The following is a 19749-nucleotide window of genomic DNA, read 5'->3' on the forward strand; positions in this document are numbered from 1 at the left end:
CAGCCGTACGAGGTGGGGGCTCCTGGGCGGGGTGGAGTCGATCGGGGGGGGGGGGGGGGGTTGGGCTCGGCGGCGACACCGTGGGGCGCTCTGTTTCACGTGAAACAGAGCGCCCCTCGTATGCCGGTCAGAGTTGGAGCTTGAAGCCCGTGTGGGAGGCCGTGAAGCCGAGCCGCTCGTAGAAGCGGTGGGCGTCGGTGCGCGAGGTGTCGGAGGTCAGCTGGACCAACTGGCAGCCCGAGTCCCGGGATTCGCTGATCGCCCATTCGATGAGCTGCGTTCCCAGGCCGCTGCCGCGCTCATCGGCGTGGATGCGCACGCCTTCGATGATCGACCTGGTGGTACCGCGTCGGGACAGCCCGGGAATGATCGTGAGCTGGAGTGTGCCGACCACCCGGCCGTCCCGGACCGCCACGACCAGACGCTGGTTGGGGTCGGCGCTGAGCCGCTCCAGTGCGGTCAGGTACGGGGCGAGGTCGTCCGGTGACTCGCGCTGTGCGCCCAGGGGGTCGTCCGCGAGCATTCCGACGATCGCACGGACGTCCTCGGCGACGGCGGCACGTATCTCAAGATCTCCCATGGGCGCACCCTACGCAGAGATGGACGCACCCTACGCAGGGAAGGCCGGCGCAGAAGCGTCCTATGCGGGCACCGGGGCCTTCAGCGTCTCGACCACTCGGACCAGTGGGGCCAGCTCGGGGTTCTTCGCTGCCTCGTCCAGAGCCTCACGCAGGGCGGCGTCATTGGTCGGCCGCGCCGCTTCCAGCAAGGCGAGGCCGTCCTCGGTGACGTTCGTGTAGATGCCCCGGCGGTCGGTGGGGCACAGGTAGCGCTCCAGGAGCCCGCGGTCCTCAAGGCGGGTGACCAGGCGCGTGGTGGCGCTCTGGCTGAGCACGACCGCGTCGGCGACCTGCTTCATCTGCAGATGACCTCCGTCCCCGTCGTGCTGTCGGCTGAGCACGTCCAGCAGGGAGTACTCCCGCGCGCTCAGGTCGTGCTTGGCCTGCAGGGCGCGCTCGATGTGGCCCTCGATCCTCCCGTGCAGCAGGGAAAGGGCACACCAGCCCTGGGCGAGTGCGGTGAGCGCGGGGTCCGTCGCTGTCATTGGCGTTTCCTCCGTCCCGGAGCGGCTGACACCCAGGATAGAGCAGCATCGCAATTGACGGCGCTTGCACATAGCCCGCGTGTGCAACTATTGTGGTCGCACGTAAAGCGCTCCTGCAATCTTATGGGAAGGTAACCCCTCCATGCCTCTCGCGCTTCTGGCCCTCGCGATCGGGGCCTTCGGGATCGGAACGACGGAATTCGTGATCATGGGCTTGCTGCCCCAGGTCGCGGGCGACTACGGGGTCTCCATCCCCACCGCCGGGTACCTGGTGACCGGCTACGCGCTCGGTGTGATGTTCGGCGCCCCGCTGATGACCGTTCTCGGCACCAAGGTCTCCCGCAAGCGGATGCTGATGATGCTGATGGGCCTGTTCATCGTCGGCAACCTGCTCTCGGCTCTCGCCCCTGCCTTCGCCGTCATGCTGATCGGCCGGATCGTGGCCTCGCTGGCCCATGGCGCCTTCTTCGGCATCGGCGCGGTCGTCGCGGCCGAACTGGTGGCCCCGGACAAGAAGGCCGGAGCCATTTCGATGATGTTCACCGGGCTGACCGTCGCCAACGTCGTCGGCGTCCCGCTGGGCACGCTCGTCGGACAGTCCGTGGGCTGGCGCGTGACCTTCGCCGCCGTCGCCGCCCTCGGTGTCATCGGCCTGGCCGGCATCGCCCGGCTCGTCCCCGACATGCCCAAGCCGGAGGGCGTGCGCCTGCGGCACGAGCTGGCAGCCTTCAAGAACGTGCAGGTACTGCTCGCGATGGCGATGACCGTCCTCGGCTTCGGCGGTGTCTTCGCGGCCATCACCTACATCGCGCCGATGATGACGCACGTCGCCGGCTTCGCCGACGGCTCCGTCACCTGGCTGCTGGTCCTCTTCGGGCTCGGCATGGTCGGTGGCAACCTCGTCGGCGGCAAGTTCGCCGACCGCGCCCTGATGCCCATGCTGTACGTCTCCCTGGGTGCCCTGGCCGTCGTCCTGGCGCTGTTCACCCTCACGGCGCACGACAAGCTGCTGTCGGCCGTCACGATCGCGCTGATCGGCGCCCTGGGCTTCGCCACCGTCCCGCCCCTCCAGAAGCGGGTCCTCGACCAGGCGCATGGCGCGCCGACCCTGGCCTCCGCCGTGAACATCGGCGCCTTCAACCTCGGCAACGCCCTCTCCGCCTGGCTCGGCGGCCTCGTGATCGGCGCGGGCTTCGGCTACACCGCCCCCAACTGGGTCGGTGCCGCCCTGGCCGCGGGCGCCCTGCTCCTGGCCTTCCTCTCGGCCGCCCTCGAGCGCCGTGCCGGTGCCCCCAGCGCCGTAGTCACGGGAGCCGCGCCGGCCGAGCAGCGGACCGCCGTCCACCACTGAGCGACCGAGCCGACCCGGCCCGGAACCAACCAGCAACTTCCCCAGGAGAACCCCCTCATGAGCACCACCACAGCCGTCACCCCGCTGACCACCCAGGACGCCGAGACCCTCGTCACCGCCGCCCGTCGTGCCGCCGAGGCCGCAGGCGTGACCGTCAGCGTCACCGTCCTGGACGCGGGCGGCCATCTGCTCGCCTTCCGGCGCGACGACCGTGCCGTGCTGATCTCCGGCGAGACCAGCACCCGCAAGGCCTACACGGCTCTCCAGCTCAACGCGCCCACCGCCGACCTCGTCGACGCGGTGCAGCCCGGAGGCCCCTTCCACACGCTGCCGACCGCGCTCGACCGGCCGCTGCTGTTCATCGCGGGCGGTGTGCCGGTGCACCGCGACGGTCGCCTGATCGGCGCGATCGGCGTCGGCGGTGGCGCACCGGAGCAGGACCACGCCTTCGCCACGACCGCCGTGGAGGCCCTCGCCTGACCTGGCCCGGAAAACGCCGCTACGCCGGTTCCCTGATCCGCGGGGAGCCGGCGTAGTCGTGTCCGGGGCCCTTCAGCCCCTGTATCGAGCTCCTCAGCCCGCCGCGACCGTGACCGGCGCGAACCGGCGGGTCCAGTCTCCGGGCAGCTCGGTGATCCCGTAGGACATCACCGAGTTGAAGGCGATGGACGTCAGGCCGCGCTCCTTCACCCACGCGAGGAGCTCTTCGTGCCGCACGTCGATATCGGTGCGCAGCGGGCGGTCGGTGTGAGCCGCGAGGGAGGTGATGAGCGCCTGCGCGACCGCCGTGTCGCGTGCGATGAGCGGGCCGACGACATGGGTCTCCATGTTGGGCCAGGCGGCCGCGTATCCGATGATCCGCCCGTCCTCCTCGGCCACCCGCAACTGGTCGGCGAAGGCGGGCAGTCGCGTGACGATGTGCGTGCGGTCGGTCCCGAACACCTGCTCGTCGAGCCGGAGGATGGCGGCGAGGTCCTCGGCGGTGGCGGCTCGGGTGGCGACCTTCGGCTCCGGTCCGCCCGGAGTGAAGGGCCCGCGCACCATCTCCGCCCGCCCGGTGACCTTGAAACCGAGTTCCTCGTAGAGAGGGCGGCCGTTCGGGGTCGCGTGCAGGGTGAGGGGCGTGGGGCCCATGGCTGCGACGACATGGCGCATCAAGCGGCGTCCCACGCCCTGTCCCGCATGCCGTTCGGCGACCAGGACCATGCCGATCGCCGCGAGGGCGGGGTGCTCGTGCGGTCCGTACTCGGTGACGACACAGGCGCTCACGAGGCCGCTGTCGGGGTCGTCGATGCCGTAGCCCTTCCCGGCTGTGAGGAGGAAGCCCCACTTGTGCTCCTCCCGTGGCCACCCCCGGTCCTGAGACAAGTCGGCGCAGGCGGCGAGATCGCGGAGCGTCAGACGACGGATGGGCAAAGAGGCAAGGGAAGGAGTCGGCACGCAGGTCAGGCTGTCCGACAAGGGCCCCTGACGTCCACCTCTTTCCCCGGACCCATACGAGCTTTTGGCCAGTTGTAGCCGTCTGCACAGAGTGCTGTCAGACGCCGGACGTTTCACGTGAAACACCGGCGTGATGTCCAGTAGTTGGCAGGACCGATGATTCGCGCGGTGCCCTCATTCGTGACGAGGGAAGGGGGGACTTGTGTGCACGGCGGTGGCCGGTAGGGTCGACTCCGGTTCGTATTCGGGGCGGGTGACCCGTTCCGTGCGGGCCGCGTGCAGGGCAATGCAGCCTAATGGGACGGAGAGATCGAAGACCCGCGTTTTCGGTTACGCGACTGAGCCGTCCAGACGAGTGGGAAGCTCGGGTGAGAGCGCTGCGGGCAATGTCACACTCTTGCCTACTTGTCCGTACGGAGCCGAAATACGGGTTGAATGTGGCCGCATTGGCCACGACATGGATGGGAACGCAGACCGTCCACGGGGGAAAGCAGGCACCTTCCGACTAGGGAAGTGCGCAGACCGACCGAAAGATGCTCGAGGCGAGGCACACCATGGACGCTCCGACCACCACGTCGGCCGACAACGGCTCTTCCGGCGGCGGGGGCGGCTGGTTCACGCCCCGCAAGAAGCCGACGACGCCGCCGGACAGCGAGCCCGGTACGCCGGAGGCGCGTCGCCCGGCCGCGGTACGCCCCGTGGGCAGGCCGACGGCCGCTCCGGAGACTCCGGCCGACGGCACGGCGGTGCCGCCCGCTTCGACGACCGGCGGCGCCGACGCCGGTGGGCCGGAACCGGGACGTGAGCCCCCGGGAGCGATACCCACGCCCTCCCCTCTGGCCGCACAGCACGCCTCCTCTCCCGCCGCCGCAAGCGTCGCCGCAGCCTCGTCAGCAGGTCCCGTGCCCACGGCGCTCACACCGGCGCCCTTCGCCTCCACAGCTCCCTCCGCACCCGGCCCCGACGGGTCGCGGGTCCCCTCCCAGCGGCACGCCCCCGTGTCGCCCCCTGGCCAAGCCGCCTCCGCCCCGGCCAGGGAAGCGTCCCCGGACGCGATCCTCATCCGACGCGCCATGGCCGAGGTCGCACCCGTGGCCGAGAAGGTCACGTCGTACTTCTACGCCCTGCTCTTCGTTCGCTATCCGGACCTGCGGCCGCTGTTCCCGGCCGCGATGGACACCCAGCGGGACCGGCTGCTCAAGGCGCTGCTGACGGCTGCCGAGCACATCGACAACACCGACGTCCTCGTCGACTACCTGCAGAACCTCGGCCGCGGCCACCGGAAGTACGGGACGCGGGCCGAGCACTACCCGGCCGTCGGCGAATGCCTCATCGGCGCGCTGAGCAAATACGCCGCCGAGGTCTGGAACGAGGAGATGGAGGCGGCCTGGGTCCGGGCGTACACCACCATCTCGCAAGTGATGATCGACGCGGCGGCCAGGGACGAACTGCGTGCCCCGGCCTGGTGGTACGCCGAGGTCGTCGCGCACGACCTCAGAACTCCGGACGTCGCGGTCATCACCGTCCGCCCCGATCAGCCGTACCCCTTCCTCGCCGGGCAGTACACGAGCGTCGAGACACCCTGGTGGCCCCGGATCTGGCGGCACTACTCCTTCGCCTCGGCGCCCCGCTCCGACGGCCTGCTCTCGTTCCACGTGAAGGCCGTTCCGGCGGGGTGGGTCTCCAACGCCCTGGTGCACCGTGCCCGCCCCGGCGACATCATCCGGCTCGGCCCGCCCGCAGGCGCCATGACCGTGGACCACACCACCGAGAGCGGCCTGCTCTGCGTGGGCGGCGGCACCGGCATCGCGCCCATCAAGGCACTGGTCGAAGACGTCGCCGAGCACGGGGACCGCCGGTCGGTCGAGGTCTTCTACGGGGCCCGAACGGATCACGACCTGTACGACATCGACACCATGCTCCGCCTCCAGCAGAGCCATCCCTGGCTCTCGGTGCGCGCGATCATCGACCAGCAGGCGCACCAGCAACTGCCGGACGCGATACGCGCCTATGGGCCATGGGACGAGTTCGAGGCCTATCTCTCAGGCCCGCCCGGGATGATCCGCAGCGGTGTGGACGCCCTGAGGGACGTCGGTATCCCCTCGGACCGCATACGGCACGACTCCGTGGAGGAACTGGTCGCCGCCGGGTCCTGATCCGCTGCCGGCGTCATCCCAGGTCGGGGGCGTGCATGGCGCGTACGCCCTCGATGTTGCCGTCCAGATAGTGCCGCAGCGACAGCGGCACCAGGTGGACGGAGGCGATCCCGACGCGGGTGAAGGGCACGCGCACGATCTCGTACTCACCGACGGGTTCGTCCACCTCGGGACCGTGGCGGAGGGACGGGTCCATGGACTCCAGGTGGCAGACGAAGAAGTGCTGGACCTTCACGCCGGTCGCGCCGCCGTCCTCCCCGATGTGCTCCATGGTGTCCACGAAGCAGGGCACCACGTCGGTGATCTTGGCGCCGAGCTCCTCGTACACCTCTCGGTGCAGGGCGTCGACGACGGTCGAGTCGCTGGGCTCGACCCCGCCGCCGGGAGTGAGCCAGTAGGGATCCACCCCGGGCTTGGTGCGCTTGATCAGGATCAGGTCGTCACCGTCCAGCAGAACAGCACGGGCGGTGCGCTTGACCACGGGTCGGACGGTCATGAGTGAAATGTGGCCCGGCTGGTTCCACGTGAAACATCGCGAATCGTCACCGGCCGAGCCCTCAGAGTGAGGTACCGTCCCGGGCGCCTCAGCACCAGTCGGTCGAGGCGCTCTGCAGCCACTCATGGGCACGCGCTATATGGGGCATCGCGAGCGTCCCGGTGCGGACCACCAGGAAGTAGGTCCGCAGCGGCGGCACCGCCGGCTCGTGCAGGGCGACGACCTCACCCCGCTCCAGCGCGGCCGCACACAGATAGCGCGGGAGCACCGCCAGGCCCGCCCCCGCGACCGCACAGGCCAGGACCGCGCGCAGGTCGGGAACGATGACCGTGCCCGGCGCGGCGGGGCGCGAGTCGAAGACGGAGGCCCAGTAGCGGGAGACGAAGGGCAGGGACTCGTGCACCTCCACCACGGGCACCTGCTCCAGGGACGGTTCCGGCTTGCGGTCCGGCTCCCCGGCGCCGATGTGCTCGGCCCAGCGCGGGGCGGCGACCAGGACGTGCTCCTCGTCGCAGAGCGCAGTCGCCGTGAGCAGGGCGCCCCGTGGCTGGGCCGTGCTGATGGCCAGATCGTGATGTCCGGCGGACAGTCCTTCCAGCGTTTCCTCGGCGTTCCCGAAGGAGGCGCGCAGGGCGAAGCCCTGACCGTCCTCGCCGATCAGCTCCGTGAGTGCGGGCAGGGCTCGTTCGGCGGTGAACTCCGGAGGTCCGGCGAGATGCAGCGTCCGTAAGGAGGAGTCGTCGTCCAGGCCGGTCTCCGTTATCTCCACGAGCGCGTCGAGATGCGGTGCGGCCTTGTGGGCGAGTTCGTCGCCGATGCTCGTCGGGGTCACACCACGGGCCTGGCGCAGGAACAGGGGGCGGCCCAGCTGCCGTTCCAGCGTCCGTATCTGCGAGGTGACGGCGGGCTGGGAGAGGCCGAGCAGGGCGGCGGCGCGGGTGAAGGAGCCGGCCCGGTGCACGGTCACGAAGGTCCGCAGCAAGGCCAGATCCACCGCACGCTCTCCCCTCTTCGGCCCCGCTCCCGGCCCTACGGCCGCGCCCAACTATAAATAAGTCGATAGGCCTCTGTCGCTACTGTGATTGGACACTGACAGAGAGTCAACTAGCCTTGGTCGCGCGGTTCTTGCGCGCGGAACCGGGGGACGGTCCGAGCCACGAGGGGGGAGGCTCGGACCGTCCGTGGGGGATGATCAGGACGCCGACGTGTCCAGTGCCCGCAGTACGTCCGCCACCAGGTCCTCCGGGTCCTCGGCGCCGACCGACAGGCGGATGAAGCCCTCCGGGACCGCGTCGCCGCCCCAGCGTCCGCGGCGTTCGGCCGTGGACCGCACTCCGCCGAAGCTCGTCGCGTCGTCCACGAGCCGCAGCGCGTCGAGGAAACGGTCGGCCTGCGCGCGCGTGGGCAGGGTGAACGACACCACGCACCCATAGCGCCGCATCTGCTGAGCCGCGATCTTGTGCGCGGGGTCGTCGGGGAGTCCGGGATAGCGCAGTCCGGTCACCTCGGGGCGCTCGCGCAGCGCTTGGGCGACGGCCAGGGCGGTCGTGCTCTGCCGGTCGACCCGCAGTTGCAGCGTCGCGATCGAACGGTGTGCGAGCCAGGCTTCCATGGGCCCGGGAATCGCTCCGACGACCTTGCGCCAGCGGCGTACGGCGGCCATGGTCTCGGCGTGACGGCCGACGACGTAGCCCAGGAGGATGTCGCCGTGCCCTGTGAGCTGCTTGGTGCCGCTGGCCACCGCGAAGTCGGCGCCGAGCTCCAGAGGACGCTGGCCGAGCGGTGTGGCGAGGGTGTTGTCGACGGCCACCAGGGCACCACGCGCGTGTGCCGCGTCGGCGAGCCGCCTGATGTCGCAGACGTCGAGCCCGGGGTTGGACGGCGTCTCGATCCACAGCAGCTTCGCGCCGTCCAGGACGTCGAGCTGGGCGTCGCCGCGGGTCGGCGCGGTGCGCACCTCGATGCCGTACGTCTCCAGCTGGGCGCGGACCAGGGGGAGTGCCTGATAGCCGTCGTCGGGCAGGACGCACACATCGCCGGCGCGCAGCTGGGAGAAGAGCACGGCCGAAGTCGCGGCCATGCCCGAAGCGAAGACGAGCGTCTCGGCATCGTCCCGGCCGGGCGCCTCCAGCTCGCCGACGGCGCGCTCCAGCAGCGTCCAGGTCGGGTTCTCGTCCCGGCCGTAGGTGTACGGGCCGGTCGGGTCGCCCGGCAGATGGAAGTGGGCGGCGAACACCGGCCCGGGCAGCGTGGGCTCGTACTTGACCGGCTCGGGCAGCCCGGCCCGTACCGCTCGCGTGCCGTCGCCGGCGTCGGTGGCGGTGGCGGTCAGGGCAGGGTCACTCGACACCCGGGTCCCCTCGCCCGTCGATCCGCCCTGGTCACCCGTCGCGGACTCACTCATGCCACTCGTCCCTCCACGTCCTCACGCACTGCGGCAAGCAGACCGGTACTCGCCGCCTCCACCATCTCAAGGCACTCCTCGAACCCGTCCGCGCCCCCGTAGTAGGGGTCCGGTACGTCGAGGTCGTCGCCGGCGGCGGGGTCGTACGAACGGAGCAGCCGCACCTTCCGCGCGTCCTCCTCCGTGGGCGCGAGGCGGCGCAGGGCGCCGAGGTGGCCGGAGTCGAGCGCGACGACCATGTCGAGGCGGGAGAACCACGACGGCTGGAACTGCCGGGCCGTGTGGCCGGTGGTGTAGCCGTTCTCCGCCAGGACGGCCGCCGTGCGCGGGTCGGCGCCGTCGCCCTCGTGCCAGCCGCCCGTGCCGGCGCTGTCGACCTCGACCAGGCCGTCGAGTCCGGCCTCCGCCACGCGGGCCCGGAAGACGACCTCGGCCATCGGGGAACGGCAGATGTTGCCCGTGCAGACGAAGCAGACTCGATATGTCATAGGCGTTCAGTCCCCGTCGGGAAGGACGACGTTCAGCGCCCAGGAGACGACAGAGATGATCAGGCCGCCCAGGACGGCCGTCCAGAAGCCGTCCACCTGGAAGCTCAGGTCGAACTGGTCCGCCAGCCACGAGGTGAGCAGCAGCATCAACGCGTTGACGACCAGGGTGAACAGGCCGAGCGTCAATATCAGCAGCGGGAGGCTGAGCAGTTTGACGAGCGGCTTGACCAGGAAGTTCACCAGGCCGAAGATCAGCGCGACGATGATCAGGGTGCCGATCTTCTTGCCCGTGCTGTCACCGGTCAGGGTGATCTTGTCGAGCAGCCATACGGCGACCGCCAGGGCACCGGCGTTGGCGATCGTCTTGACTACGAAATTCTTCATGTGTCTGATCGTGGCAGACCTGATCGGGCACGGGGACTAGAGGCAGGGGCGGACGAGGCGATGAAGGCATTCCGGCTGGACGAACTGGAGGCGGAGCGCGCCGCCAACGAGGGCGCCTACCTGCAGTTTCTGCGGGCGCAGAACATGTCGGTCGGTCTGTACGCCCTCGACGCGGGCGAGCAGGATCCACAGAAGCCGCACAATCAGGACGAGGTCTACTTCGTTGTGAGCGGCCGTGCCGCGATCACCGTCGGCCTGGAGACGACTCAGGTGGCGCGCGGCAGCGTGGTCTACGTGCCGGCGGGCGTCGCCCACAAGTTCCACCACATCACCGAGGACCTCAGGGTGCTGGTGGTGTTCTCTCCGCCCGAGAGCTGACGGACCGCCTCGGGGTTCCCTAGGGGTTCGGTCAGGGGAGGACAAGGGACGCGATGCCCCCGCTCGACCCCCTCCCGGACCTAGCATCGAGTGCAGAACGTCAGAAGACCGACAGGACCCGGCACTCGAACGGGTGGAGAGACAAGGACGAGGGCGATGCGAGAGATCTTCACGGGACTGCCGTGGTGGGTGAAGTGGATCGCGGTGCCGGTCATCGCCCTGGTCGTGTTCGGCGGGCTGATCGCCAGTGTGGTCGGCTTCGTCATCGGACTGCTCTTCAAGGTGCTGGTCTTCGTGGCGCTGGTCGGCGGACTGATCTACGTCGTACGGAAGTTCACGTCGAGCTCCTCGTCGCGCAGCGACTGGTGAGACCGGTGGGAAACCGGTGGGGGTAGCGGGAAACGCTCGGAATCACCCGTTCCCTCGGGCGGGGGAAGTTTCCCGGCCGGGCCGTCTGCGTGCGGTGGCAGACGAATAGAGTCCGGCTCGACGCGGGGACATCCCCGCGAGCGGCATACACCCCCACCCGTGTTCCTTCGCACGGGTCGGGCCCCTCGCGCTTCGGGAGTGACCCTTGGCCCCGGCTGACACCGCACCGGCCCACCTGCGCAGCGTCCCCGCGCAGCCGCGCTCGGCGGCACCCTCCACACCACCACCTCCCGCCGAACCCCCGCCTCCGGCGACCCTCATCGGATCCGTGCAGCGCGCCATGCGCCTGCTGGAGACCGTCGCCGGACACGACTACGGCGCCCCCGCCAAGCAACTGGCCCGGGAGACCGGGCTGGCGCTGCCCACGACGTACCACCTGCTGCGCACCCTCGTGCACGAGGGCTATCTGCGCCGGGACAAGGGCCTGTTCTTCCTGGGTGAGGCCGCCGAGCGGCTGAGCAGCAGCGGGGCGCGGCAGAAACGTCGCAGCACGGTGGTCGACACGCTCGCCCAGTGGCGAGACCTGCTCGGCGTCCCCGTCTACTACGCGGCCTACCGCGAGGGCGAGATCGAAGTCATGTGCGTTTCCGAGACCTCGGGTATCCCGGCGGTCGAGGAGTGGGCCGACTTCCGGGAGACCGGGCACGCGCACGCCATCGGGCAGTGCCTGCTGTCCCAGCTGGACGGGGAGGCCCGCCGCGACCACCTCGACCGCTACCCGGTGCAGCCCCTCACGCCGTACACGGTGCGGGACAACCACAGCTTGCTCCGGCGTCTGGAGCGGATGCGGCGGATGGAACCGGTGACCGAGCGTCAGGAGTACGCCCTGGGCGCGGTCTGCGCGGCGATTCCACTCACCCTCGGTACCACGGCCGCGACGATGGCCATCTCGATGCCCGCCCACCAGGAGGACCGGCTGCTGCCCGCGGCCCGGCAGTTGCAGAGTGAGATCGGGCGGCGACTCGGGTCGCTGGCGCTCTCTATCAGTATGTGAAAACTCACTCCTTGTGATCTGCTGTGTACGTTCAGCAAGATTCCACCAAGTGTCAGAGGTTCGTTCCCGGCCAGTCACGGCGAATGACGGGGTTATCGATGCGCGAGTCCGTACAAGCAGAGGTCATGATGAGCTTTCTCGTGTCCGAGGAGCTCTCCTTCCGCATTCCGGTGGAGCTGCGCTATGAGACCAGTGATCCCTATGCCGTCCGGCTGACGTTCCACCTGCCCGGTGACGCACCGGTGACGTGGGCTTTCGGCCGGGAGCTGCTGATCGACGGCGTCGGCCGACCGTGCGGCGAGGGCGATGTGCGGGTCGCTCCCGTCGAACCGGACACGCTGGGCGAGGTGCTGATCCGGCTTCAGGTGGGCAGCGACCAGGCGCTGTTCCGGTCTTCCACGGCACCGCTCGTCGCCTTCCTCGACCGCACCGACAAGCTGGTGCCGCTGGGCCAGGAAGGTTCGCTCGCCGACTTCGACGCCCACCTCGACGAGGCGCTGGACCGCATCCTGGCGGAACAGGGCGCCGGGTGAGACACCCCTCCGGCGGCATGGTGGAGTAACGCTTCACCGGATGCCGCCGAGCGGTGCGAACGCTTCGGCGGAGGGGCGCTGGGACGTCTGGCTCAGAGACGTCAGCGCTTACGCCGCCGGCCCCTCCCCCCGCGTGCCGGGGCCGCCGCGGCTTCCACGGCGCGCTCCTCCCCGGTGCGGTCGGCCGAGACCACGAGCGCGGCCAGAACGGTGGTGACCGGCACCGAGGCGACCAGGCCGATCGAACCGACCAGCGTGCGCACGATCTCCTCGGCGACCAGCTCGCTGTTGGCGACCGTCCCCACACCGCTCTGCGCGATGGAGAACAGCAGCAGCAGCGGCAGGGCGGCACCCGCGTAGGCGAGGACGAGCGTGTTGACGACGGAGGCGATGTGGTCGCGGCCGATCCGGATGCCCGCGCGGTACAGCCCGCGCCAGCCCATCGACGGATTTGCCTCGTGCAGCTCCCAGACCGCCGAGGTCTGCGTGACCGTCACGTCGTCGAGTACACCGAGCGAGCCGATGATGATGCCGGCGAGCAGCAGACCGCTCATGTCGATCGTCGGGTAGAGGCCGTGGATCAGACCGGTGTTGTCGTCCGTGTTGCCAGTGAGTGCGGCCCAGTCGATGAACACCGAGCCGAGGATGCCGATCAGCAACAGGGAGACGAGGGTGCCGAGCACCGCCACGGAGGTCCGTGCGGACAAACCATGACAAAGGTACAGGGCGATGAGCATGATGGCGCTCGAGCCCACCACCGCCACGACCAACGGGTTCGAGCCCTGCAGAATCGCGGGCAGGATGAAGAAGTTCAGCACCAGGAAGCTCATGGCCAGCGCGATGAGGGCCATGACCCCCCGCAGCCGCCCGACGACCACGACGGCGACCGCGAAGATGCCGGCCAGCAGGGCCAAGGGCAGACGGCGGTTGACGTCGGTGACCGAGTACTGCAGGTCCTTCGGCGCTGAGGGCTCGTAGGCGACCACGACCTTCTGGCCCTCGTGCAGCTGGCGGGACTGGTCCGGCTGGATGATCTCGGTGAAGGTGCGGCCCTTGTCCTTGCCGCTGTCGACCCGGATCGTCGCCCGCTTGCAGGTGCCCTTCTCCTGCTGCGCCGCGGAGGAGCCCTCGGCGGTGGAGGTGTCGCCCGTCGGCGGGACCCCCGAGGCGCCGGCCTCCTTGCAGCTGATCTCCACGACCTTGGTGACCGAGGCTTGTTCGGTCTGCCGGTCGAAGCCGACGCCGGTGCGCTCGTGGGACGGGGCGCCGCCCGGCCACAGCACGACGAGACCGATCAGCACGGCCGCGCCGAACGGGATCAGGATCGCCGCGATGATCTTGCGCAGATGCATGGAGACAGGTGTGGCCGGACCGTGGCTGTGCGAGTGCCCGTGTCCGCCACCTGGCGCGGAACCGGGGCCATGTCCGTGGCCGTCGCCTCCGCCGGTCCCGGAACCGTGCCCGTGCCCGCCCCCTGAACCCGGACCGTGCCCGTCGCCCGGACCGTCTCCGTGCCCACCGGCTGAGCCACCACCCTGGCCGTTGCCCGGCCCGTATCCCCCGGCAGAGCCGGAACCACGCTCACCGCCTGCACCTGCCCCGGACCCGGGCCCGAAACCCGCCCCGGGCCCGAAACCCGCCTCGGGCCCATACCCGGACCCGGAGACAAAATCGTGGCCGTCTCCCCGGCCGTTGCCGTTTCCGGCGCCGGATCCGCGAGGCGGCTCGGGCGGTGGGTAAGGGGGACGCTGCGTCGTGGTCACCGACCGATCATCGCAAGAACGAGGGGGGCCCTCTGTTCACCGCGCCAGAATTGCCGCTAGCGTGGAGGCACCTTTTGTACACGCGGGAGCTCGGAGCACCGGGCTGAGAGGGCGCTGACCTCCGTCCCAGCGATGTTTCACATGAAACATCACCGAAGTCGAGTGATGTTTCACACGGAACGTCGGCAGACGGAAACCGCTGCGTCGACCGCCGAACCTGTTACCGGGTAATGCCGGCGTAGGGAGTAGGTCTCATGACCGACAAGGACGCACGCACGCCTGCCTCCGTTCAGGACGCACAGTCCGAGGAGGCCGGGAAGTCCATCGGCTGGCACAAGGCGTACGTCGAGGGCACCCGCCCCGACCTGCGCGTGCCGGTCCGTCAGGTGCATCTCACCAACGGGCAGGACGTCACGCTGTACGACACCTCGGGCCCGTACACCGATCCACTCATCGACACCGACGTCCGCAGGGGCCTGCCGCCGCTGCGCGAGAACTGGATCATCTCCCGCGGCGACACCGAGGAGTACGCGGGCCGCCCCGTCCGTCCCGAGGACGACGGCATCAAGCACACCTCGCCCCGCGGCGGCCTCCGCAACCTCGACGCCGTCTTCCCCGGCCGCCCGCGCCAGCCGCGACGCAGCCGGGACGGGAAGGCGGTCACGCAGCTCGCGTACGCCCGCCGCGGCGAGATCACGCCCGAGATGGAGTACGTGGCCATCCGGGAGAACGTCTCGCCCGAGGTGGTCCGCGACGAGATCGCCGCGGGCCGGGCCGTGCTGCCGGCCAACGTCAACCACCCGGAGATCGAGCCGATGATCATCGGCAAGAGGTTCCTGGTGAAGGTCAACGCCAACATCGGCAACTCGGCGGTGACGTCCTCCATCGAGGAGGAGGTCGAGAAGATGACCTGGGCGACCCGCTGGGGCGCCGACACGGTCATGGACCTCTCCACCGGCCGCAACATCCACACCACGCGTGAGTGGGTGCTGCGCAACTCCCCCGTCCCCATCGGCACCGTGCCGCTCTACCAGGCCCTGGAGAAGGTCGACGGCAGGGCCGAGGATCTGACCTGGGAGGTCTACAAGGACACGGTCATCGAACAGGCCGAGCAGGGCGTGGACTACATGACGGTCCACGCGGGCGTGCGCCTGGCCTATGTGCCGCTGACGGCCAACCGCAAGACCGGCATCGTCTCCCGCGGCGGCTCGATCATGGCCGCCTGGTGCCTCGCGCACCACCAGGAGTCGTTCCTGTACGAGCACTTCGAGGAACTCTGCGAGATCCTCGCCGCGTACGACGTCACCTACTCGCTCGGCGACGGCCTGCGGCCCGGCTCCATCGCGGACGCCAACGACGAGGCACAGTTCGCGGAGTTGAGGACGCTCGGGGAACTCAACCGGATCGCCAAGCGTTTCAACGTACAGACCATGATCGAAGGCCCGGGCCATGTCCCGATGCACAAGATCAAGGAGAACATCGACCTTCAGCAGGAGATCTGCGATGAAGCTCCGTTCTATACGCTCGGCCCGCTGACCACGGACGTCGCGCCGGCGTACGACCACATCACCTCCGGCATCGGCGCCGCGATGATCGCTTGGTGGGGCACGGCGATGCTGTGCTACGTCACGCCCAAGGAGCACTTGGGACTGCCGAACCGTGACGACGTCAAGACCGGCGTCATCACCTACAAGATCGCAGCCCATGCGGCCGACGTCGCCAAGGGACACCCGGGTGCCCAGGAATGGGACGACGCGTTGTCCGACGCTCGCTTCGAGTTCCGGTGGGAGGACCAGTTCAACCTGGCCCTCGACCCGGACACAGCAAGGGAGTTCCATGACGAGACCCTGCCGGCAGAGCCCGCCAAGACGGCTCACTTCTGCTCGATGTGCGGTCCCAAGTTCTGCAGCATGAAGATCTCGCAGGACATCCGTCGTGAACACGGCGGTACAAGGACCGAGATCGAGGAGGGCATGGCCCAGAAGTCGAAGGAGTTCGCGGCGAGCGGGAACCGGGTGTACCTGCCGATCGCGGACTGATCCGGCCGCACACAGGCCGCGAGGCGGGCTGCGTACACGCCGGGAGGGCCGAGGGCTGGGGACACATGGTCCCTGGCCCTTGGCCCTTGGCCCCTGGCCCTTGGCCGGCCTCTGGTCTCTTGGCCTGTGGGTCCCGGCTACTCCGGCTGGTGTTCCGGTCCTCCGTAGTCCGGGCTGGTGTAGTCCGGGCTGCTGTAGCTCGGCCGCGAGCCGCGGTGGCCTTCGTCCGGGCTGGTGAAACCCGGGCGGTCGTAGCCGAGGTGCGGGATGCGGCTGATCGGCGTGGACGAGGAGGTGTGGTGCAGCGCGGCGGCCGTGTCCGGGCTGACGAGTGCCTCGCGCAGGAAAGGCAGGATGCCCCGCTCCAGCAGGGCCTCGTGCCAGGCCTCCCTGGCCAGGGCCACCTCCTCGTGCAGTTCGTCGTACGGACCGCCTTCGGCCGTCGGCTTGTTGCGCAGGGCGGTGAGCAGCAGTCCCACCGCGGCGACGAGGATCGCGACCGCGGTCACGGCGCCGAACACCCAGCCCGTGGTGAGCATGGTCCGGGCGAACGCCTGCTCGGGGTCGAGCATCTGCAGGATGTAGCCGACGAGCAGGAAGATCGCGGCGGCGGTTCCGGCCAGGACGGGTGCGAGGACGGCGACGATGGCGACGGCGCCCGCGCCGGCGGTCTCGGCGACCTCGCCCATGGCGGCGGCCAGCCCCGCAGGGCCCGTGCCCGGCTCGGAAGAGCCGGACTCGCGCACGGCCGGCGTGCTGGACGACGCCGGCTGGCGCAGTTCCTCACGGACCTTGACGTAATGCTGGTATTCGGTCGACGCTGCTGCCGTGATGAGCGCCGTGGCGTTCAGCGCCATGGTGCGCAGTTGTTCCGAGTTCAGCCGCTGTCCGACAGCGGTCAGTTCCGGACGGTGTGGTGCGGAGCGCAGCACCTCATCGAGGATCCGCTCGTATTCCTGGCGGTCCTCGCTCAGCAGGTGCTGCGGAACGCTGTTCATGTGCATCCCCCGATGCTCCGTAGGGCTTGGGGCTCGGCATGCTGACGAGCCGTCGGGCAGAAACGGAGGGGAGCCTGCTACGGATAAGCCGATGGTAGAGCCGTGGAGGTGGGCGGTGACAGGGGGTTTACCGAAATTGGCCCTTCACCCGTCCGGTCCTGTGACGGGAAACGCCTGCCCGGTGAACGTTCACGTAGCCAGGGGCAGTTGCTGGACCAGCAGCTTTCCGGCCATGGTCACGCCGCCGTCCATCGCGATGGCGAGTCCGTCGGCGTAGACGTGCGGTCCCTCGATCACCGGGTCGCCGCTGTCCTCGTCCTCTTCGGAGCCGACCTCGCCCAGCAGATACGGAATCGGGCTGTGCCCGTGAACGATGCGGGTGCCCCCGTACGTATCGAGCAGGGAACGCACGGCGTCCGCGCCGCCCTCGTCGCGGAAGGAGAACCGCTTGGTGAACTTGCGGAACAGGTCCCAGACCTCGTCCGCGTCGTTGCGGGTGATCGTCTCGCGGACGGTGTCGTTGACCTCTTCGATGGAGCGGCCGTAGTCGAGGTAGGCGGTGGTGTCCGAGTGGACGAGCAGGTGGCCGTCGACCTCCTCGACGGCGTCGAGACGGGCCATCCACTGCAGGTGGTGGTCCTGGAGGCGGTCCATGTCGGTCTTCTGGCCGCCGTTGAGCAGCCAGGCCGCCTGGAAGGTGGCGGTGCCCGCGCCGGAGTTGACGGGGGTGTCGCCGAACCGCTTGGCGCCGAGCAGCAGCAGCTCATGGTTGCCCATGAGCGCCTTGCAGTAGCCCCCGGCCGCCGCGGCCTCGGCGGACAGCCGCATCACCAGGTCGATGACGCCGATGCCGTCCGGGCCGCGATCGGTGAAGTCGCCGAGGAACCACAGCCGGGCGGTGCCCGCGCACCAGTTGCCTTCGGCGTCGAGGAGGCCCTTCTCCTGGAGGGCGGCCACCAGCTGGTCGAGATAGCCGTGGACGTCGCCCACGACGTACAGCGCGCCCTGTCCGGTGTTCGGAGGCGGGGCCGCGGCGGTTTCGGGGTCGACGGTCACCTGGACAGTGTCACCCCGGTTGACCACGGGAAGGTCGCGCTGGGTCGGCGTGTATCCCTCGGGATAGGTCTCCTCGGGTGGCGGAGCGACCTCGCCGGGGCTCGTGCTCTGGACGTACGGACCGGTCTCGTGGACGTACGCGGGCACCCGGAAGTCGCGCAACGTCGCCGTGCGCTCCACCTCGGGTCCCTGACCGGCCCCCTGAGTCATCGACCCCTCCACCATCAAGCCGCATCTGCACCGCATCGGACTGCCTGGTCGTAGCGGCCCGCCGGTGTCGTGGGCCCATCATAGGAATGCGGATCGCGCCATGTGATGACCCAGGGGTGGTGAATCAGAGCAAGAGTCCAGTTCACCGCGGCTTTCGCCCCGATTGGGCCGGGCTTTGACCACCGTGTGACCGTCCTCGCATTCCTTCTCTTCGCGAGAACGATCCCTTCTCTCCGGGGGACCGGCCCTGTTTCTCCCCAGGCACGGGACCGTCCCCGCGACCGGGTCCGAGGTACCGGACCCGGGGGTTCCCCGGTACCGGGGAACTAGGCCCCCTCGGGGGACCGCGGCGGGCTGACCGTCGTGCGCGGCGGGCGTCGCTGGGACGAGGTGCGCACGATCAGCTCCGTCGGTATCACCTGCTCCACCGGGCGGTCGGATTCCACTCCCTCGATGGCGTCGATGAGGAGTTGCACCACGGCCGTGCCGATGCGGCGCGGCTTCAGGGAGAGCGTGGTGATGGGGGGCTCGGTGTTGGCGTAGACGGTGGACTCGCTGCAGCAGACCAGCAGCAGGTCGTCCGGTACGCGCAGGCCGTAGCGGCGGGCGGCGGCGAGCAGATCGGTGCCGTTCGGGTCGAACAGCCCGTACACCGCGTCGGGCCGGTCGGGGCGGGCGAGGAGCCGGTCGGCGGCGACGGCGCCCGCGCACGGATCGTGCGCCGGATAGGCCTCGTACACCGGATCCTGGCCGACGCGCTCGCACCAGCGCAGGTACGCGGTGGTCGACAGGTGGGTGTACGTGTCCGTCGTCGTGCCGGTCAGCAGGCCGATGCGGCGGGCGCCGGCGGCGGCCAGATGGTCGAGGATCCCGAGGACGGCGGCCTCGTGGTCGTTGTCGACCCATGCCGTGACCGGCAGGGACCCGGCCGGGCGGCCGTCGGAGACGACCGGCAGCCCCTGTCGGACGAGTTCGCTGACGACCGGGTCCTGGTCGGAGGGGTCGATGACGACCGTGCCGTCCAGGGCGACGTTCGACCACACGTCGTGGCGGGAGGTCGCGGGCAGAATGACGAGGGCGTAGCCGCGGGCGAGCGCGGCGGAGGTGGCGGCCCGCGCCATCTCGGCGAAGTACGCGAACTCGGTGAAGGTGAAAGGTTCATCCCCGTACGTCGTCACGGTCAGGCCGATGAGTCCCGACTTGCCGGTACGGAGTGTCCGGGCGGCGGCCGAGGGCCGGTAGCCGAGCCGGTCGGCCACCTCGCGGACATGGCGCCGGGTGGCGTCCGGGAGCCGGCCCTTGCCGTTGAGGGCGTCGGAGACGGTCGTGATGGAGACTCCGGCGGCGGCGGCCACGTCTCTGATACCCGCCCGGCCCGGCCGACTGCCTCGACGTGAGGTTTCCGCGCGGCTCACCTGGTGCTTCCCTGCTGCTGTCATGGCGAGCCGATAGTAGGGCTCATGCGGTGGGGTAGTGCGGACGCATATGCAGACGTTGACAGGCACGTTTCTGCATGATCATTTAA

General features: G+C 69.6%; 20 protein-coding genes and 1 riboswitch. Of the genes, 8 read left to right on the plus strand and 12 right to left on the minus strand.

All coding sequences use genetic code 11. The features are described from left to right. Positions 1-127 precede the first annotated feature (127 nt). The gene (locus ACIBK5_RS23895) at positions 128-580 is read right to left on the minus strand and encodes a GNAT family N-acetyltransferase (RefSeq protein WP_399022207.1); all 453 of its coding nucleotides are present in this window, start codon (positions 578-580) and stop codon (positions 128-130) included. Between the two features lie 60 nt (positions 581-640). Further along, positions 641-1105 carry a MarR family winged helix-turn-helix transcriptional regulator gene (locus ACIBK5_RS23900; protein ID WP_399022210.1) on the minus strand — a complete coding sequence of 155 codons (465 nt, stop codon included), beginning with the start codon at positions 1103-1105 and terminating at the stop codon, positions 641-643. Between the two features lie 142 nt (positions 1106-1247). Between ACIBK5_RS23900 and ACIBK5_RS23905 the strand changes: the two genes are divergently transcribed. Further along, positions 1248-2456, plus strand: a complete 1209-nt coding sequence (locus ACIBK5_RS23905; RefSeq protein ID WP_399022212.1) for an MFS transporter — start codon at positions 1248-1250, stop codon at positions 2454-2456. Positions 2457-2513: 57 nt separating this feature from the next. Further along, a complete protein-coding gene (locus ACIBK5_RS23910; RefSeq protein ID WP_399022213.1) occupies positions 2514-2936 on the plus strand; it encodes a heme-binding protein in 423 nt (140 codons plus the stop codon). 93 nt (positions 2937-3029) lie between these two features. Here ACIBK5_RS23910 and ACIBK5_RS23915 read toward each other — a convergent pair whose 3' ends face one another. Beyond that, positions 3030-3896, minus strand: coding sequence for a GNAT family N-acetyltransferase (locus tag ACIBK5_RS23915; RefSeq protein WP_399022215.1), 867 nt, complete (start codon positions 3894-3896; stop codon positions 3030-3032). A gap of 554 nt (positions 3897-4450) precedes the next feature. On the opposite strand from ACIBK5_RS23915, the gene ACIBK5_RS23920 reads away from it, so the two are divergent. Next, positions 4451-6052: a globin domain-containing protein gene (locus tag ACIBK5_RS23920; RefSeq protein WP_399022217.1), complete on the plus strand. Its 1602-nt coding sequence runs from the start codon at positions 4451-4453 to the stop codon at positions 6050-6052. A 13-nt stretch (positions 6053-6065) separates the two neighbouring features. Here ACIBK5_RS23920 and ACIBK5_RS23925 read toward each other — a convergent pair whose 3' ends face one another. The 5 genes from ACIBK5_RS23925 to ACIBK5_RS23945 all read right to left on the minus strand — a co-directional run bounded on the left by ACIBK5_RS23925 (position 6066) and on the right by ACIBK5_RS23945 (position 9824). Then, positions 6066-6548 carry an NUDIX domain-containing protein gene (locus tag ACIBK5_RS23925; RefSeq protein WP_391104231.1) on the minus strand — a complete coding sequence of 161 codons (483 nt, stop codon included), beginning with the start codon at positions 6546-6548 and terminating at the stop codon, positions 6066-6068. 88 nt (positions 6549-6636) lie between these two features. Then, positions 6637-7542 (minus strand): LysR family transcriptional regulator, encoded by a 906-nt coding sequence (locus tag ACIBK5_RS23930; RefSeq protein ID WP_399022220.1) that lies wholly within the window; start codon positions 7540-7542, stop codon positions 6637-6639. A gap of 198 nt (positions 7543-7740) precedes the next feature. After that, positions 7741-8952 (minus strand): cystathionine gamma-lyase, encoded by a 1212-nt coding sequence (locus tag ACIBK5_RS23935; RefSeq protein ID WP_399022222.1) that lies wholly within the window; start codon positions 8950-8952, stop codon positions 7741-7743. Further along, a complete protein-coding gene (locus ACIBK5_RS23940) occupies positions 8949-9440 on the minus strand; it encodes a low molecular weight protein-tyrosine-phosphatase (protein ID WP_399022224.1) in 492 nt (163 codons plus the stop codon). The genes ACIBK5_RS23935 and ACIBK5_RS23940 overlap by 4 nt, the downstream gene beginning before the upstream one ends. 6 nt (positions 9441-9446) lie before the next feature. After that, on the minus strand, positions 9447-9824 hold the full coding sequence (locus ACIBK5_RS23945) for a phage holin family protein (protein WP_189727216.1): 378 nt from the start codon (positions 9822-9824) through the stop codon (positions 9447-9449). Between the two features lie 60 nt (positions 9825-9884). Here ACIBK5_RS23945 and ACIBK5_RS23950 point away from each other — a divergent pair, with 60 nt between their 5' ends. The 4 genes from ACIBK5_RS23950 to ACIBK5_RS23965 all read left to right on the plus strand — a co-directional run bounded on the left by ACIBK5_RS23950 (position 9885) and on the right by ACIBK5_RS23965 (position 12158). Continuing rightward, positions 9885-10202, plus strand: coding sequence for a cupin domain-containing protein (locus ACIBK5_RS23950; protein WP_184593813.1), 318 nt, complete (start codon positions 9885-9887; stop codon positions 10200-10202). 156 nt (positions 10203-10358) lie between these two features. Further along, the gene (locus ACIBK5_RS23955; RefSeq protein ID WP_020271174.1) at positions 10359-10571 is read left to right on the plus strand and encodes a DUF5326 family protein; all 213 of its coding nucleotides are present in this window, start codon (positions 10359-10361) and stop codon (positions 10569-10571) included. Between the two features lie 205 nt (positions 10572-10776). Further along, positions 10777-11625: an IclR family transcriptional regulator gene (locus ACIBK5_RS23960; protein ID WP_399022227.1), complete on the plus strand. Its 849-nt coding sequence runs from the start codon at positions 10777-10779 to the stop codon at positions 11623-11625. 98 nt (positions 11626-11723) lie between these two features. Next, on the plus strand, positions 11724-12158 hold the full coding sequence (locus ACIBK5_RS23965; RefSeq protein ID WP_399022229.1) for an SsgA family sporulation/cell division regulator: 435 nt from the start codon (positions 11724-11726) through the stop codon (positions 12156-12158). Positions 12159-12259: 101 nt separating this feature from the next. Here the strand turns inward: ACIBK5_RS23965 and ACIBK5_RS23970 are convergent, their stop codons facing one another. Then, complete coding sequence (locus ACIBK5_RS23970; protein WP_399022231.1) at positions 12260-13921, minus strand: YibE/F family protein; 1662 nt, start codon at positions 13919-13921, stop codon at positions 12260-12262. A gap of 72 nt (positions 13922-13993) precedes the next feature. Further along, a riboswitch (TPP riboswitch) is annotated at positions 13994-14183 on the plus strand. Here ACIBK5_RS23970 and thiC point away from each other — a divergent pair. After that, on the plus strand, positions 14176-15960 hold the full coding sequence (thiC, locus tag ACIBK5_RS23975) for a phosphomethylpyrimidine synthase ThiC (protein WP_399022233.1): 1785 nt from the start codon (positions 14176-14178) through the stop codon (positions 15958-15960). It overlaps the preceding riboswitch by 8 nt. 137 nt (positions 15961-16097) lie before the next feature. Here thiC and ACIBK5_RS23980 read toward each other — a convergent pair whose 3' ends face one another. From ACIBK5_RS23980 to ACIBK5_RS23990, 3 genes are all read right to left on the minus strand, one after another. Continuing rightward, complete coding sequence (locus ACIBK5_RS23980) at positions 16098-16964, minus strand: hypothetical protein (RefSeq protein ID WP_399022235.1); 867 nt, start codon at positions 16962-16964, stop codon at positions 16098-16100. Between the two features lie 183 nt (positions 16965-17147). Further along, on the minus strand, positions 17148-18239 hold the full coding sequence (locus ACIBK5_RS23985) for a metallophosphoesterase family protein (RefSeq protein ID WP_399022237.1): 1092 nt from the start codon (positions 18237-18239) through the stop codon (positions 17148-17150). 311 nt (positions 18240-18550) lie between these two features. Continuing rightward, on the minus strand, positions 18551-19663 hold the full coding sequence (locus tag ACIBK5_RS23990; protein WP_399022239.1) for a LacI family DNA-binding transcriptional regulator: 1113 nt from the start codon (positions 19661-19663) through the stop codon (positions 18551-18553). Positions 19664-19749: the final 86 nt, after the last annotated feature.

Source organism: Streptomyces sp. NPDC050546, assembly GCF_044457425.1.
Taxonomy (GTDB): domain Bacteria; phylum Actinomycetota; class Actinomycetes; order Streptomycetales; family Streptomycetaceae; genus Streptomyces.

What these genes read in the sequence shown, in the direction of transcription:
- ACIBK5_RS23895 (WP_399022207.1), bottom strand. Translation starts at nt 580, where the DNA reads ATGGGAGATCTTGAGATACGTGCCGCCGTCGCCGAGGACGTCCGTGCG.
- ACIBK5_RS23955 (WP_020271174.1), top strand. Translation starts at nt 10,359, where the DNA reads ATGCGAGAGATCTTCACGGGACTGCCGTGGTGGGTGAAGTGGATCGCG.
- ACIBK5_RS23965 (WP_399022229.1), top strand. Translation starts at nt 11,724, where the DNA reads ATGCGCGAGTCCGTACAAGCAGAGGTCATGATGAGCTTTCTCGTGTCC.
- ACIBK5_RS23980 (WP_399022235.1), bottom strand. Translation starts at nt 16,964, where the DNA reads ATGCACATGAACAGCGTTCCGCAGCACCTGCTGAGCGAGGACCGCCAG.
- ACIBK5_RS23990 (WP_399022239.1), bottom strand. Translation starts at nt 19,663, where the DNA reads ATGACAGCAGCAGGGAAGCACCAGGTGAGCCGCGCGGAAACCTCACGT.
- ACIBK5_RS23900 (WP_399022210.1), bottom strand. Translation starts at nt 1,105, where the DNA reads ATGACAGCGACGGACCCCGCGCTCACCGCACTCGCCCAGGGCTGGTGT.
- ACIBK5_RS23925 (WP_391104231.1), bottom strand. Translation starts at nt 6,548, where the DNA reads ATGACCGTCCGACCCGTGGTCAAGCGCACCGCCCGTGCTGTTCTGCTG.
- ACIBK5_RS23905 (WP_399022212.1), top strand. Translation starts at nt 1,248, where the DNA reads ATGCCTCTCGCGCTTCTGGCCCTCGCGATCGGGGCCTTCGGGATCGGA.
- thiC (WP_399022233.1), top strand. Translation starts at nt 14,176, where the DNA reads ATGACCGACAAGGACGCACGCACGCCTGCCTCCGTTCAGGACGCACAG.
- ACIBK5_RS23945 (WP_189727216.1), bottom strand. Translation starts at nt 9,824, where the DNA reads ATGAAGAATTTCGTAGTCAAGACGATCGCCAACGCCGGTGCCCTGGCG.
- ACIBK5_RS23935 (WP_399022222.1), bottom strand. Translation starts at nt 8,952, where the DNA reads ATGAGTGAGTCCGCGACGGGTGACCAGGGCGGATCGACGGGCGAGGGG.
- ACIBK5_RS23940 (WP_399022224.1), bottom strand. Translation starts at nt 9,440, where the DNA reads ATGACATATCGAGTCTGCTTCGTCTGCACGGGCAACATCTGCCGTTCC.
- ACIBK5_RS23950 (WP_184593813.1), top strand. Translation starts at nt 9,885, where the DNA reads ATGAAGGCATTCCGGCTGGACGAACTGGAGGCGGAGCGCGCCGCCAAC.
- ACIBK5_RS23920 (WP_399022217.1), top strand. Translation starts at nt 4,451, where the DNA reads ATGGACGCTCCGACCACCACGTCGGCCGACAACGGCTCTTCCGGCGGC.
- ACIBK5_RS23910 (WP_399022213.1), top strand. Translation starts at nt 2,514, where the DNA reads ATGAGCACCACCACAGCCGTCACCCCGCTGACCACCCAGGACGCCGAG.
- ACIBK5_RS23985 (WP_399022237.1), bottom strand. Translation starts at nt 18,239, where the DNA reads ATGGTGGAGGGGTCGATGACTCAGGGGGCCGGTCAGGGACCCGAGGTG.